Annotated in this window: 17 protein-coding genes and 1 pseudogene; 7 read left to right on the top strand and 11 right to left on the bottom strand. The window is 58.7% G+C overall.

The genetic code is table 11. From position 1 onward, the window contains the following. The 10 genes from EOA49_RS25510 to EOA49_RS25465 all read right to left on the bottom strand — a co-directional run. Positions 1-627, bottom strand: a 627-nt coding sequence (locus EOA49_RS25510) for a TrbG/VirB9 family P-type conjugative transfer protein (RefSeq protein WP_127243422.1), incomplete at its 3' end; no start/stop codon positions are given. After that, positions 624-1,316, bottom strand: a complete 693-nt coding sequence (locus EOA49_RS25505) for a type IV secretion system protein (protein WP_127241870.1) — start codon at positions 1,314-1,316, stop codon at positions 624-626. The genes EOA49_RS25505 and EOA49_RS25510, both read right to left, overlap by 4 nt. Positions 1,317-1,354: 38 nt before the next feature. After that, positions 1,355-2,374, bottom strand: a complete 1,020-nt coding sequence (locus tag EOA49_RS25500; protein WP_127243421.1) for a type IV secretion system protein — start codon at positions 2,372-2,374, stop codon at positions 1,355-1,357. 15 nt (positions 2,375-2,389) lie between these two features. Then, on the bottom strand, positions 2,390-2,593 hold the full coding sequence (locus tag EOA49_RS33670; protein ID WP_120017305.1) for a hypothetical protein: 204 nt from the start codon (positions 2,591-2,593) through the stop codon (positions 2,390-2,392). A gap of 10 nt (positions 2,594-2,603) precedes the next feature. Next, on the bottom strand, positions 2,604-3,308 hold the full coding sequence (locus EOA49_RS25490) for a type IV secretion system protein (protein ID WP_127242229.1): 705 nt from the start codon (positions 3,306-3,308) through the stop codon (positions 2,604-2,606). Positions 3,309-3,319: 11 nt separating this feature from the next. After that, positions 3,320-4,405, bottom strand: coding sequence for a lytic transglycosylase domain-containing protein (locus EOA49_RS25485; protein WP_127242228.1), 1,086 nt, complete (start codon positions 4,403-4,405; stop codon positions 3,320-3,322). After that, the gene (locus EOA49_RS25480; protein ID WP_127243420.1) at positions 4,402-6,813 is read right to left on the bottom strand and encodes a VirB4 family type IV secretion/conjugal transfer ATPase; all 2,412 of its coding nucleotides are present in this window, start codon (positions 6,811-6,813) and stop codon (positions 4,402-4,404) included. Before EOA49_RS25480 ends, EOA49_RS25485 begins: the two co-directional genes overlap by 4 nt. 3 nt (positions 6,814-6,816) lie before the next feature. After that, entirely contained in the window at positions 6,817-7,116 is a 300-nt protein-coding gene (locus tag EOA49_RS25475) for a VirB3 family type IV secretion system protein (protein WP_127241579.1), read from the bottom strand. Positions 7,117-7,118: 2 nt separating this feature from the next. Beyond that, the gene (locus EOA49_RS25470) at positions 7,119-7,466 is read right to left on the bottom strand and encodes a TrbC/VirB2 family protein (RefSeq protein ID WP_127241580.1); all 348 of its coding nucleotides are present in this window, start codon (positions 7,464-7,466) and stop codon (positions 7,119-7,121) included. A gap of 12 nt (positions 7,467-7,478) precedes the next feature. Continuing rightward, entirely contained in the window at positions 7,479-8,339 is an 861-nt protein-coding gene (locus tag EOA49_RS25465; protein ID WP_127241581.1) for a lytic transglycosylase domain-containing protein, read from the bottom strand. Positions 8,340-8,584: 245 nt separating this feature from the next. Between EOA49_RS25465 and EOA49_RS25460 the strand changes: the two genes are divergently transcribed. From EOA49_RS25460 to EOA49_RS32815, 6 genes are all read left to right on the top strand, one after another. After that, positions 8,585-9,193 carry a hypothetical protein gene (locus EOA49_RS25460; RefSeq protein ID WP_127241588.1) on the top strand — a complete coding sequence of 203 codons (609 nt, stop codon included), beginning with the start codon at positions 8,585-8,587 and terminating at the stop codon, positions 9,191-9,193. Continuing rightward, positions 9,190-9,735, top strand: a complete 546-nt coding sequence (locus EOA49_RS25455; RefSeq protein ID WP_127241582.1) for a thermonuclease family protein — start codon at positions 9,190-9,192, stop codon at positions 9,733-9,735. Before EOA49_RS25460 ends, EOA49_RS25455 begins: the two co-directional genes overlap by 4 nt. Further along, on the top strand, positions 9,732-10,445 hold the full coding sequence (locus tag EOA49_RS25450) for a thermonuclease family protein (RefSeq protein WP_127241583.1): 714 nt from the start codon (positions 9,732-9,734) through the stop codon (positions 10,443-10,445). The genes EOA49_RS25455 and EOA49_RS25450 overlap by 4 nt, the downstream gene beginning before the upstream one ends. A 113-nt stretch (positions 10,446-10,558) precedes the next feature. Next, complete coding sequence (locus tag EOA49_RS25445; protein ID WP_127241584.1) at positions 10,559-11,098, top strand: hypothetical protein; 540 nt, start codon at positions 10,559-10,561, stop codon at positions 11,096-11,098. Positions 11,099-11,109: 11 nt separating this feature from the next. Further along, positions 11,110-11,526 carry a hypothetical protein gene (locus EOA49_RS25440; protein WP_127241585.1) on the top strand — a complete coding sequence of 139 codons (417 nt, stop codon included), beginning with the start codon at positions 11,110-11,112 and terminating at the stop codon, positions 11,524-11,526. Between the two features lie 23 nt (positions 11,527-11,549). Continuing rightward, on the top strand, positions 11,550-11,723 hold the full coding sequence (locus tag EOA49_RS32815) for a hypothetical protein (RefSeq protein ID WP_164746909.1): 174 nt from the start codon (positions 11,550-11,552) through the stop codon (positions 11,721-11,723). Between the two features lie 73 nt (positions 11,724-11,796). Here the strand turns inward: EOA49_RS32815 and EOA49_RS25435 are convergent, their stop codons facing one another. After that, on the bottom strand, positions 11,797-12,018 hold the full coding sequence (locus tag EOA49_RS25435; protein ID WP_127241586.1) for a hypothetical protein: 222 nt from the start codon (positions 12,016-12,018) through the stop codon (positions 11,797-11,799). Between the two features lie 183 nt (positions 12,019-12,201). Between EOA49_RS25435 and EOA49_RS25430 the strand changes: the two are divergent. Continuing rightward, positions 12,202-12,807: pseudogene (locus tag EOA49_RS25430) on the top strand (hypothetical protein); the annotation flags it as partial.

Below are 12,807 nucleotides of genomic sequence, written 5' to 3'. Positions count from 1 at the left end.
GTTGCGCAGCGTTTCGGAAAAATCCGATTGAACGGCAAAGATCGCCGGCACGCGGCCGTCGAATTTGAAGAAGGTCTTCTTGCCGTCATCGAAGACCATCGACGGTTTCAGGGCCGCCTCGCCCGAGAACGAGTAGTCAATGTTGACGTTGGCCTTGTCGATGTTCGAAACGTTGGGGTTTGCCGCCCTATATTCCGCCTCCTTGCGCAAGGCGGCGTTCAGATCCTTCTCCGGATAGACGAAGCGTACGCCAAAGACCTTGTGGCCTGCCTCTGGCGCATAGTCGTGCAGCTCGATGAAATAAATTCGTTTCGTCGTCACCACGTTCATATTGGTGGTGACGTTCTTGGCGACCGGTTTGACGAACAGGATGTTGCCCTTCTCCGAGGGTGCAACCTGCCAGCTTTCCGTATCGCCGAGCGAGATCGTTTCGAATCTCTCATCTTCGTCGAAAATGATCATGGTCGAAATGCCATAGGTGGCATTGACCGTGACCACATTGTTCGGCTGATAGACGACACTGGTAACGCGCCCGTCGAGGTTGCCCGGACGAGGCGTTTGCGCGCCATGGGCGTGAGTCTGGATGGCGACGGAAAACGCCGCCAAAAACAGCAGGCGTCTCATCATCCCTCGTCCCCCGGCGTAACCGTTTCCTGGTCGCGGCGGTAGTTGTAGACTTGGAATCCGAGGGGGTTTTCAAACCGCCATTCGTTCGTTTCCGGCGTGTCGGTATAGCGGTAGCGCACAACCGAAATGTAGTGCCGGACGATCGAATCCGTGTCGGACTTTTCCGTTGTCGAGAACCGGACCAGCGCTGTGCTGGCGTTCGAGAACGTCACGGACTTGACGTCGACCAGCACGCGCTTGTTTTTGCCGTAGACTTTGGTCGGATTGTTCCGGTTGGCTGCGCTGTACTGCTCTGCCAACTCGCGTGCCGCATCTCCGGTCGAGAGCAGAGCGGCGACACCGAAGTTTTCTTCGATGGCGAACGGGTCATAGCCCTCGCGCTCGCGGATATAGCGCACCACATTGGCTTGCGTGATGGCTTGCGTCTCTGTCAGGGTCAACGGCTTGGTCAGGCCTGTCTTGACCTCGATATAGCCGGTGTTCTTGTCGACCTCGACGATATACGGCTCGAAGGTTTTCAGCGGGACCAAGAGAACGAGTGCTGCGAGCGCCAGCAACGTGATCACGCCGAATAGCAGCGCCACGAACCACGCAAGCGACCGGGAGCGCTTCGCCTTCTTGACGATCTCGTATTCCCATCGATCGCCGTCCTGAAAATAGCTCCTCAGAGCACCTTCGTTGTCTGCCATGTTGATCCAGCCCTTACTTTGCCTGCCAGCAAGCAGCCTCAGCGAGGCATGCTGTTGTTGGAGATTTTGTTCTGCATGGCAGTGCGCTCATTGGCCGTGCGAATATTGGCGACCATGCCGGATTGGATACGATCGCGTGCTCGCATACCGGCATTGCCGACCACGCCTGCCGCGCCGCGTGCACCGTCGAGTGCCTTCGTTGAAGCCGTCATGCCGACAGCTCTCGCGACATTGCCGATGCCCGCTGAGACGCCGCCGACGATGCTTTGTGCCAACACCTGGATATGGAAAAGTACGAACGCTCCTGCGAAACACAGCAGCAGGAAAGCCGACACGTCGCTGAGCTGCAGCCGGCGTTGGTTTGCTGCATTCGTTACCTTGGTGAGCTCGGGATCCATGGCGGCAATGAGGAAGGCGGCAACCACATAGATGAACAGCGGTATCAGCGCGTAGAGAAGGACCTGTTGGAACCACGACACGCCGAGGCGTCGCGTCTGCTCGAACAGCATGCAGGCTATGAAGATCGGGGCTGTTCCAACCAGCACCCACATCATCACCTTAGCCAGCAACAGGATCGCCAGCGCGACGGCGATAAAGACCGCCACGCAAAGCATGATGAGAAAGCCGATCATCGACGGTAGAATGGCAAAGTAGCCCGACTGCTCCGCAAACGCCGCCGCTGCTTCATTGGCGGTCTTCCAGATCATCGACAGGCCATTTGTCGGTTCGGTGATGCCGGTTCCCGTAGCCGTCAGGATCGCGCGCCCGACATCCTCTGGCGTGTTGTTCAACCAACTGTAAAACAGCGTGTCGAAATTGCTCCATTCTCTGACGATCAGCAAAATGACCACCATCCGGGCGACGCGGCCGATGACTTCGGCAACGCTGACCCTGGATGTTCCCATGAAGAGCTGCAGGCCGTAATAGGCGACGTAGGCCAGGAACAGGACGTTGAGCAGCGGTGTGATTTCGCTGCCGACAATCCCATATGCCCTTTCCGAAAAGGTTCTCCCGGTGTCCTCAATCCGGTCGAGAAGGTTGCCTAAGAAATCTTCCATTGCCGCCGATCGTCCTTACTGAGTTGCCATCGCCTTAATCGCGGCCATGGCCGTGGCAGGGTCGCCGTTGACGTACGACATCGGGCCGCATTCCTGGCGAGGGTCGGCAGCGTAGGACGTCAGATTTGCGGGTCGCTTGCAGGGGGCCGTTTTCTCTTTGACCGTACCGCAGCCGGCAACGCCGGCAGCGATCACGACCACGAACAAGGCCCTGACTATGTGCGCAGAGCTAGTTGCCACCGTAGGTCAATGCCTTCTTCGAGTTGGAAATGTCGGTGAGCCGGCGCTGGTTGTCGGCCTGAAGAGAGCCGACAGCACCGTTCATCACACCGATCAGCTCGTTGATCGTGAGGCCGGCCTGGACCTGCAATTGGGTGTTCTGATCGATCGACCCCTTGATGTCCTGAGCCTGGCCGATGCTCTGTCCCGCTTGCTCGAGGGCGCTCCGGCGCGTCGTCACGGCCTTCTGCGATCCGGTCACAAGGGCCGAAACGCCAAGGACCGTGTTCATCAGCTCTTCATAGGACTTGTCGCTGGAAAAGCCGCTGTTTGACTTGCCAGAGAGGCTTTTCACAAGCTGCAGGCCATTGATGAAGGTGGTCGCGATCTTGCTGATGTCGCCACCCATGCCGCCGAAATTTGGCACACCGCCTGACATGATGCTGTCGAAGGACGGCATGGAGGACACGCTGAAACCGTTGCCAACGGCCAGATTCTGCATCTGGTTGGCGTCACCGCCGCGATCGCCGGTGACGGCCTTCAACGTGTCTTCGACAGTCGACAGGATGTCCTTGTTCGTGTTCAGGATCTTGTCGGTTGTCATGGCCGTTTCCTTGGCCACCTTGAGATTGGCGCCGTCGATGACCGGCACGCCTGATGCCCAAGCCGCGGAAGCAAACAGAACCGAACACGCAGTGAGGATAGAGCGCTTCATAGAAGGTCTCCTTATTGAAGCTTGAGTTGCAGCTTGAGGGTGGATTCACGCTCGCGCTTCTGGACACAGGCCTGGTCCGCCGGGCTCCATTCGAGCCCTTCGCGCGGGTCGCATAGACCAGTGGTTTCGCGCGGCATTTCGCCCTTGTTTTTGTATCCAGATGACTGAGATGAGCCCGACGTTTCAGTCAGCTGCATCGCGTTTCTTGAATTAAACAGGTCAGCCATTGTCGTCCCGAGCAGGATGACCTGGTTCATCATCTCGAGATTGGCGTTTCGCGCGCCGGAATTATGGTCCCAGCTGTCCTGAATGGTTCCAGTGGTTAGGCCGCCGAGCTGCTGCAGCCATGACGCGACGTTGGCGCCGCTCTCCTGCGTGGCTTGCGACGTCGCTATGGCGTCGATCGTCGAATCCCGCATGCCAGTGTAAGATGTGCTGCCGCCGCCATAGTTGATCGGGATGTTCGCCCCGTTCGCCCCACCGAGTGCCGGCAGCCACTGTTGGGTGATCTTCTTGACGTAACCCTGTGTTTCCTTGAACGGCGGGATGCCACCGTATTTCTGGACGTTGCCGTGACCAGAATTGTAGGCGGCGAGTGCCAGATTCACGTTGCCGCCGAACCGCCTGAGCTGCTGTTTCAGATAGCGGGCGCCGCCACGCAAATTGGACTCGATGTTGTAGCGATTGACCCCGAGATCGCTTCCGGTCCCCGGCATCAGCTGTGTGAGGCCATATGCGCCGGCGCCGGATTGGGCGCATGGGTTGAAACGGCTTTCCTGGTAGACGAGAGCCATAAAAAGGTTCTCGTCGACGCCTTCTTCCCTCGCGACCCTTTTGACCAGGCCGACAATTTCGGGGTTGGCTTGCGCGGCAGCGATCGGATCGTCCTTGCGACCTTCCCTGAAGACGGAGCAGGTCACGCCTTTGTTGATCGAAAACCGGTCCTTGTCGGTCTCTTCGATTTCGCCGATCTCGTCCTTCCGATCCGTTTTTGTACCGAGGTTTGCTCCGTCGATGACGGGAACACCGGACGCTATCGCCGGAACTGGGGTGGCGAGTGTTGACACCAGCAAGCCAAGGGCCAGACGATTTCTCATTGGGCCTTCTCCCATCCGCAAAATTCAGCCAGCCACTTTTCCGGCTCGTCGCCGTATTTTCCCCGAAGTGCTGCGCACTCCTCGATCGTCTTCTTTCGACCCGACAGGACCTTCACCATGTCGGGCATCGACGACAGATCGAGGCGGGCAATGACCGAGTCATTCCCGTGCTTGACGAGAAAAGTGCGCTTCTCAGGCGGGGTGTTTTTGATGAAGTTGAATTCTTTGACCGTCAGGCCAAAGCGGGTGATGTAGCTTTCCTCGTCCGCGCGCGGATTAGGGAAGTGGATGTTGGTTGTCGACTGCTCGATCAGCGTGTGAGATGCCCGGGCCTTGGCGATGTCGGCCGCCGACTGCGTTCCGAAACCGACAATGCCGTTGAGCTTGCGGATGGTTTTCATCTTGTCGACGATGAACGCCGAAAAGGTCTCGTCCTGTAGCAGCTGCCAGCCTTCATCCATGAAGAACATGACAGGATCGCCGTTCAGCAGCTCATCCAGCCGATGGTAGAGGTACATCAGCGCCGGTGTGCGCAACTCCTCATTTGCGAGGATGTTGGTCATGTCGAAGCCAAAGACACGATGCCCTGAGAACGACAGAACGTCGTGCTGAGCGTTGAACAGCCATGCCTTTTCGCCGTCGATCCATGGCCGCAGCCGTGCATGAAGGTCGTTGGCGTCTGCGCGAGAGCGACCGACGAGCAGGGTCGACAGGTTCACAAAGTTGCGCTCAGCCGTGGGCTCTTGCATGAGCCGAGCCAAGGCCTTTTCGAGTGTATCTTCGTCTTCCTGGCCAAAGTCGCGACGATCGCTGGCGCGAAGCATTGCCTTTAGCAGCCGCAGGAGAAATTCCCGGTTCGGTCCGGTGTTCTCGAGCTGGAGTGGGTTGAAGCCGGTGGGTGTTTGCGGGGACAGTACCTCGTAGGTGCCGCCAACCGCCCGAATGAAGATCTCCGCACCGCGATCTTTGTCAAAGAAAACTGCCTTGGGCGCGGGATTGATACGCATCGCCTGGGCAAGCAAGAACGTCAGGCCGACGGTTTTTCCAGAGCCGGTCGGACCAGTGACGAGGAAGTGGCCAATGTCGCGTTGGTGAAAGTTGAACCAGTACGGCGTTTGCGACGTCGTTTCGAGGATCGTAATCGGCAGGCCCCAATGCGCGCCGTCGGATTGCCCCGTCGCGAAATTGTGCATCGACGACAAACCGGCGAAATTGCCGCTCGACAGCAACGCCTTGCGGGCGATGTAACTGTGGTTTCCTGGCAATTGCGCCCAAAAGGCCGCTTCGAGGTTCATATCCTCGCGCAGCCAGTTGATGTTCATGTCGGTGAGGCATGCCCCAAGCTCGGAGACCGCCTTGCTCACGCCCTCCAGATCGCGGGCCAGGCACAACAGTGTCAGATGGTGGAAGCCAAAAACGGCTTCCTGGTTCATCAGGCTGTTAACCGCGAAATCGATGTCGTGTTCGACCGAGCTACCCGCTTCGTCCGAGGCCTGGATTTGACGCTGTAGGCGGGTAATTCGCTCTTGAGCAATGGGCTTGTCCGCGATCGTGAAAGATTGCGTCAGAATGAACTCGTGATTGACTTGCAAAAGGCCGTCGAGCATTCCTGGCCCCGTAAAGGGGGGATATTCCTTTACCGACAGAAGCGCGCCGAATCGGCTGTCCTCGTCGACAGCGGCTTGTGCCTGCATGGTCCGCTTGCTGAAATGCAGGCGAGAGGTGCCGACATAGTTGCTGATGCCCATGCGCGGGAGCCGCATCTTACGTGGCACGCCGCAGGTCAGGATTGTGTTGAAGAACTCGCAGGGTTCGGAATATGGCTCGCCGTCGCGGCGAGCGATGCCGAGCGCACGTGCGCCGTATTTCTCGAGCTCGCGCGTGATGTTGGTGACCAGCTCCTCCACTTCCGTCACGTCCTCGCGTGACTGCTGAGAGCGGCCGTCGCTGCTGGCGTTGTTGAGTATCCGCTTAAGGGTGTCACCGATACCGAGCGCACCCCTCATGCCTGACCTTACGATGGTCAGGTAGATCTCGTTCGTGAACATGCGCTTGTGGCGCAACTGTTCCATGTAACGCTTGTTGAGCAGGTCGCAGAACGGATCAGCAAATGCGCCTCCGATCTCGGTTTCAACCGCGCGGCGAATGACCGTCGACCACAGCGAAAATCGGCTGGAACCGAGCGCGCGGATCATCGTGTTTTGCACAACGGAGCGCATGTTTAGCGTGGCCTGGTCCTCAGTCTGGAAGAACAGGCCATCGAGCTTGATGACGCTGATCAAGGCGCCATTTTCCAAGCCGATCACCGTATCGGAGACATGGCGCAAATAGGGGATATGAGTCGACATTGGCCGCTCATTGTGAGCGGCCTTCCCAAACCCAAGCTCATCTGTGACGACCTTCAGCATCGGCTATGGTCCGTATGAATTGGTGCCCCAAAAACTCTTGTTGCGCGTGCGGGGCGTCTTGCGCGACGCAACCTGCATCACGTCGAGGATCTTGTTGTCCCAGGTGCACAGGGTGAAAAGGACGAGGTAGGCGATTGGTGCGGTCAGCAGTGCCCACAGGGAGTTGGAGCCAAGCCACCCTATGATCGTGCAACCGACGACGATAACGACGGCCATGTACGGCACGCCCCAAAGCGTCGGTGAACGGGTCAAGCCGATCACCAGCGGCGTGAGCGCAGGCTTTTCGTCCTCGAACTCAGCCATCGCTATTTGCCGACAGCTGCAATCATTTCATCGACAATGGTCGGTGCGCCGAAGACCAGGCCAATGCCGACGATGACGGCGCCGGCCGTGAACCACGACAGCCGACCGGCGAAGGCGAGGAAACCGAGGCCGATCACTGCAATGATCGCTAGCAGCCGGCCGAACGGACCTGTGATGAAATCCACGATCATTTGAACGGCCGTCTGCAGTGGCGCGAAGGCGCCGCCGCCACCCCCACTTTGCGCCAAAGCTAGATCGACGCCGGCCATGTGCACGGCCGCAGCCAATCCAAGAACGGCTGCCAGCTTCCATGCGCCGACCCTCGGCCCCTCAATTGCATTGCACTTCATGCGTTCTCTCCTTCAAAAGTGCATTACACCGCCGACAAACTTGCCGGTCTTCTTCACGGCGATGACACCTACGTCGCCGTTCTCGCCGCCGTCTGCGATTGTCGTGGTCCCGGAAGTCTTGGGCTTTGCCTTCGCCTTCGGCATGGGCAAACCGAGCTGGTAATTGACCACCTTGGCGACGTAGCCGACGGTCTCCCGAAACGGCGGGATGCCGCCGTACTCGTAGATGCGTTGCTCGCCGCTGTTGTACGCAGCGGCGACAAGCAGAGGATTTTGGAACTCGTCGAGCAGGACCCGCAGGTACTTCATGCCGCCTTCTATGTTCTGCTCCGGATCGCAGATGTCCGCGACCTGGAACTGTTCGGCGGTGGCAGGCATGAGCTGCATGGGACCGCGTGCGCCTTTGTCCGAATTGCGAGTTTGGTCGAAGCCGCTTTCCGCCCAGGCAATCGCCGTGGCGAATACCTCGTCGACCTTGTGACGCCGCGCCGCATCGACAACCAGTTTCTTGATTTCCGAAGGGCTTAGGGGTGACGGACCGCATACCTGCACGCTTGACGTGTTGTCTTGAGCCGCATTTGCTACGCCATTTTGGGTGATCTGTCCTGTCGGAATCTTACCCACAATGGTATTTTCCGGAGTGTCGTCCTCCATCGCGTAAGCCCGCTGCCGTGTACCAATATGGATACCTGCAAGTTGGTCCTTTTTGGCTGTCTTCTCTGGTGCGACAACGCCGTCCTCACTGAGCACGTAATCACTGCCGCTTGTGCTCCATCTAGAGTCGAAAATTTGACTGATCGCAGCGTCAGTGGCGCTTTCAGCTTGCGCGAAATTGCTGACAAAAGTGGCGGATTTCTGTGCTTCCTGGGCCATTGCGGGCCCGGCGACGAGCACATTCAGCAGGGTTGAGCAAATCAGAGCCCCGTTGCCTACAATGCTGCTCGTCCTAGCCCTTTTCGTCATCGCGACCCGCCCCATTTGCGGTGTTGAGATTGTGTTGAAAACCGATTAAGTTCGCCATGGTATGAACCGCTTTGGTATAGCGATACAAGTTTTTGGGCCACACTTAAACCCCAAAAGTGGAATTCGGCATGAACCAATATGGTAAAGGGCTGGAAATGAAACGGACCATCCTTGCTGCATTCGCAAGTTGCGTTATGGCAACGCCGGCCTGGTCGGTGGACAACGTCAACAAGGACTACATCAAGTCGCTGGCGGCACCGGGAAAGACGGTGCTGGTCGTTGAATACTATGACGGCAGCGGTAAAGCCGTGGGCCGAAAGGGCTACGCGTCAGCATCCGGATATGTGGCGATATCGCCCACGGATTTCCGGGTCGATGGCGAGACCAGTCTTCACCTTTACGGCCTCCAGCCGTGCCAAGGCGAAATGGTCAACCGGAAGGAGGGTTTTGCCGGCACTTGCGCCGATTTCGCGCAACAGCAGCTGCAAATCATGCTGAAAAGCCCAAAGGTCATCTTCTGCCGGGCCTTCGTCAGCGAGCAGTCGTCACCGACGCAAAATGCTACCTGCTACGGCTACTATAACTATCCCGGCAGCCTCGATTCCGTTGATATGTTCGAGGAACAGCTTTTGTCCCTTGGCGCGGTGCGCCTGACAAAAAAGCCCGATGGCTCCTATGACCGGCCGGACCTCGCGCAGGCCGAAGATGCCGGCAAGAAAGGGTCCTACGGCATGTGGGCCGATCCGCGAGTGAAAGCCCAATGAGGAGGTTTCCACTCGCCCTCGCGCTCACCGTGGCCGGTGTTGCAACGTCACTTAGTGCGCCTGATGGCTATTTCGACCTAGAGCCGGGCATCACACTGGAAACCGGAGACACCTGGGTCGCCGACGGGCAACGTTATCGCCTCTTTGGCATTCAATCCTGCCTTCGGGGCACCAACTACACCGACTTGAAGGGGCAAAAGCGCGACTGTGGCGATGCCTCCCTGGCAATTTTTGCTGCCTATATCAAGGACACCAAGCCGGTTTGCGCGCCGGTCGCCAAGACCGCGGACCTAACCTACGTCATCTGCTATGCCACCGTTGGCAAGGATCGCCTCGACCTCGCCACCATGATGATTTCGAGCGGCTATGCCTTCGCTTCGCTCGATGATCAGGGCATGCCCCTTCATCCGCCGTACTCCGTGGCCGAGCTGGACGCCCGCGAACGCAAGGCGGGTCTCTGGCAGTTTCCCGATGTTGTGCACCCGGCAGTCCTGTTGGCCAAGACAGCCAACGAGCGCGCCAAGAAGGAGGCGAAGCAATGAAAGCCAAACTCCTCCTGTCGGCAGCAATGCTTGCCCTCACCGCTCAGGTCGTCGAAGCGGCCGATGTCATCAGGAATGAGCCTGTCCGCAAGGTCTACCGGCCAGCCGTAGAACCATCCGCCGCACAGGTGACCGGGGTGCATCCCGTTCTGAGAGGGCGGGTCACTGTCATGGACGGGCGGACGCTCTGGTATCCTCAGTACGCAAAGAGAGTCCAACTGGCCGACATCGACGCGTGCGAGCTGCCGCAATGGGCACTCGATCCCAACTGGGAAGATCGCGAGCGCGTGAAGGCTCCCGCCCCCGTCCCCTGCGGACCATTTGCCAAGGCATGGCTCAAACGGACGGTCGGCGACAAGTCGGTGACCTGCAACGTCGTCTCCTACAGGTTAGACGGTACGGCGATCGCGCGTTGCACCATCGGCGCTCGAGATCTTGCCCTGGAAATGCTTCGTGTCGGTTGGGCGCGGGTTGCCTCTCCCTATCCGGTCAATGGCAGATATGCCGCCTATCAGCGTTACGCCGTGGCCGCGCGCTACGGCATGTGGGCGACCTACGTGCTCGACATGGATGAATGGCGCCGCAAGGCGGTCGACAAGACGCTAGATCGCCGGCCGATCGCTGATTTCAATCTGCTGGCCGAACGCGAGAGTGAAATATCCCCGCCATTTACCGATGCCCGCAAGCGGCCGTTGAGGACAGACCGATAGTTGCCGGACTTCGTCTACGTGGCAGACGCTTCGAAGCGAACCGCGCCACTCTAGCCGCACACGGTCTGTCGCCTGGGCGACGCCCGCAATGATCATCAGGAGGACCGTCTGACATGAAACACCTGATTTATGCCGCCGGCATCGCCGGCGCCGCGCTCCTTCCCGCCGCAGCGGCTAAGGCACAAGACGCATCTTGGGGCTGCCAAGTCCTGCTTTGCGCAGCCTCGCAAAACCCCTCCTGGCATGGCGTGCAATACTGCATCCCGCCGATGATCAAACTTATTGCTGCCATGTCGAAGCCTGGCTTCTCGTGGCCCATCTGCGACGAAGCAAAGGCCGGTGCACCGGGTCGCGAGGACTATGCCGATTGCCCCGACGGGACCAAGATCGGCTACAGCCAATATGGCAGGGACGGCAATCGCAGCGTGCCGGATCGTTGCGTCAAGACCCTCAACACCTGTCAAACGCACGCCGGTCTAAAGGGTCCCGCCACTCAAGCCGGCGTGATCTTGAATCGCCGTGCCCGTGACGGAGACGCCTCTTGCATCAATGAGATTTCCTCGCAGCGGCCGAGGCGCGCTGATCCCTGGTACTTCGACATTCCGAATGATCAGGGCATCAAGCAACGCCACTGGTTCAATCTGAATTTCTGATGGGCAGAGCGATGAACAATGCCGCCCTCCTCGCCATGGCAGCCGGCGTCGGCCTTGCGGTCGGCGCCGGCGGAACCTGGCTGGTAATTCCACACCCGAATGTCGAGGCAAGGACCATCACCAAGGCCGAGCTCACGGGCGCGATAACCGTGGATCCCTCATTGTGTCCGCTACCAGTCCTGGAAAAACCGTCAGAGGATGAGGCCCTGGCCGCCTATCAGAACGCGCAATCCACCTCACCGTTGGTGTGGGATCGCAACGACATGCCGCAGATCTCGCTTGGCCTTGGCCAGTGCGACAAAAACGACAACGGCCCCGGCGTTTCGTGCATGACTACGGTCAAGATGTCGCCCGAGGCACAGCCCGTCAATCGTGTTGTCGGCTTCGCAAAGGCGGCCAACGGCGAATGGATTGCCACAATCTTCTAGGCCGATACGGAAAGGTGTTCGCAATGGAAGATCAATTTCTCGACTACGTGACGGTCTTTGCAACAGCCGTGGTTTGCTTCGTCATCTCACTTTGCTTCGGCTGGAACTTCCTGGCTGCGTTGCTTTTTGGAATCGTCACCGGCGCGGCACAGGCCGGACTCATCCGCCTGGTCCATGGAAGGCCTGATCTACTGTGACAGTCCATCACGCAAACGCCTGCGCTACAAAAAAGCCCGCCTGGGCGGCGAACTTTCCCTCATGGTCGGACGCTCACCCGACGGGTGCAGCCATTTCCAGAATGGTCGCCAATTCCTCCTCTTCGAGGCGCTTGCGCTGCGCGATAAGATACGCCGCGATATACACGAGCTTGCCGATCGACTCCTTGTGGTCGGCCGGCCGATACATGGTCACCTCGCGGCGCGCCATCGCCTCTTCGGACGCCCGTCGCCCTTCCTCGTCGAGGACGACGGCAGATGCTTTTTGCGTCGCCATGTGACGCTCGGTTACGTCAGCCAGCTTCAGCACAGCGAGGGCCCGTCGCCCGCTCTCTGTCCGAGTTTCAAACATTGCCGCACCGCTAAGTTGCATCGGGTCGATAAAACCGTTGATCAGGGACGAGGGCACGATAGGATACGAAGCCCAGCGAAATGAAATGAAACCAGAGCCTGTAAGTCATTGTTTAAGAATGGAAAGTTATTTGTCCCTCCGCCGAGAGACGGGAGTGATTTCAAAGAACTATTCAAACGATTAGCGGCGGCGGGTGCGGGTCGGCCATTGGGCAAAGACGGGTTTCCTGCAGGCCCATGGACGCCCGAGCTTCTTGCAGAGGCGATTTCACAGATTGATTCCAACCGGATTGGGGTCGATCTGCGAACGGTGCAGCTTTGGTTTCAAGAGAACGAGAAGGGAATTAGCACTGCCAATATTCGTTGGCTGGCGAGGGTTTTTGGGTGCGATGATCCTGTGGCGACCAGCGAATGGCAGATGGAGCTCAGTGCTGCGCAATCGCGGTTAACTGCCAGGAGACGAGAAGGGAAGAGAGCAGGAAGCAGCATTGCGCCGACGTCTCCGGATGCGGCGCTGCCCGCGGCCTTCGATGACGGGACAGGGTCTCCGGCTGAGCTGGCACGGGATACTGACGCCAAGGGGCCGGACCGGCGTTTCAGCCTGGCGAGACGATCGGAGGCGTTTTTCAGTTGTGGATCCACCTTGAATCTGCCGGCCTCGGTGTTCGCTGGTATCACCGCTCTCGGGTTTTTGTCGTTTATTACGGGCATACAC

The sequence above is a fragment of the Mesorhizobium sp. M1A.F.Ca.IN.020.04.1.1 genome (assembly GCF_003997315.1).
GTDB lineage: Bacteria > Pseudomonadota > Alphaproteobacteria > Rhizobiales > Rhizobiaceae > Mesorhizobium.
The sequence above is the reverse complement of the archived record's forward strand: the minus strand, read 5'-3'. Positions and strand labels throughout refer to the sequence as shown.

What these genes read in the sequence shown, in the direction of transcription:
- EOA49_RS25505 (WP_127241870.1), bottom strand. Translation starts at nt 1,316, where the DNA reads ATGGCAGACAACGAAGGTGCTCTGAGGAGCTATTTTCAGGACGGCGAT.
- EOA49_RS25500 (WP_127243421.1), bottom strand. Translation starts at nt 2,374, where the DNA reads ATGGAAGATTTCTTAGGCAACCTTCTCGACCGGATTGAGGACACCGGG.
- EOA49_RS25490 (WP_127242229.1), bottom strand. Translation starts at nt 3,308, where the DNA reads ATGAAGCGCTCTATCCTCACTGCGTGTTCGGTTCTGTTTGCTTCCGCG.
- EOA49_RS25485 (WP_127242228.1), bottom strand. Translation starts at nt 4,405, where the DNA reads ATGAGAAATCGTCTGGCCCTTGGCTTGCTGGTGTCAACACTCGCCACC.
- EOA49_RS25480 (WP_127243420.1), bottom strand. Translation starts at nt 6,813, where the DNA reads ATGCTGAAGGTCGTCACAGATGAGCTTGGGTTTGGGAAGGCCGCTCAC.
- EOA49_RS25475 (WP_127241579.1), bottom strand. Translation starts at nt 7,116, where the DNA reads ATGGCTGAGTTCGAGGACGAAAAGCCTGCGCTCACGCCGCTGGTGATC.
- EOA49_RS25470 (WP_127241580.1), bottom strand. Translation starts at nt 7,466, where the DNA reads ATGAAGTGCAATGCAATTGAGGGGCCGAGGGTCGGCGCATGGAAGCTG.
- EOA49_RS25465 (WP_127241581.1), bottom strand. Translation starts at nt 8,339, where the DNA reads ATGGCCCAGGAAGCACAGAAATCCGCCACTTTTGTCAGCAATTTCGCG.
- EOA49_RS25460 (WP_127241588.1), top strand. Translation starts at nt 8,585, where the DNA reads ATGAAACGGACCATCCTTGCTGCATTCGCAAGTTGCGTTATGGCAACG.
- EOA49_RS25455 (WP_127241582.1), top strand. Translation starts at nt 9,190, where the DNA reads ATGAGGAGGTTTCCACTCGCCCTCGCGCTCACCGTGGCCGGTGTTGCA.
- EOA49_RS25450 (WP_127241583.1), top strand. Translation starts at nt 9,732, where the DNA reads ATGAAAGCCAAACTCCTCCTGTCGGCAGCAATGCTTGCCCTCACCGCT.
- EOA49_RS25445 (WP_127241584.1), top strand. Translation starts at nt 10,559, where the DNA reads ATGAAACACCTGATTTATGCCGCCGGCATCGCCGGCGCCGCGCTCCTT.
- EOA49_RS25440 (WP_127241585.1), top strand. Translation starts at nt 11,110, where the DNA reads ATGAACAATGCCGCCCTCCTCGCCATGGCAGCCGGCGTCGGCCTTGCG.
- EOA49_RS32815 (WP_164746909.1), top strand. Translation starts at nt 11,550, where the DNA reads ATGGAAGATCAATTTCTCGACTACGTGACGGTCTTTGCAACAGCCGTG.
- EOA49_RS25435 (WP_127241586.1), bottom strand. Translation starts at nt 12,018, where the DNA reads ATGGCGACGCAAAAAGCATCTGCCGTCGTCCTCGACGAGGAAGGGCGA.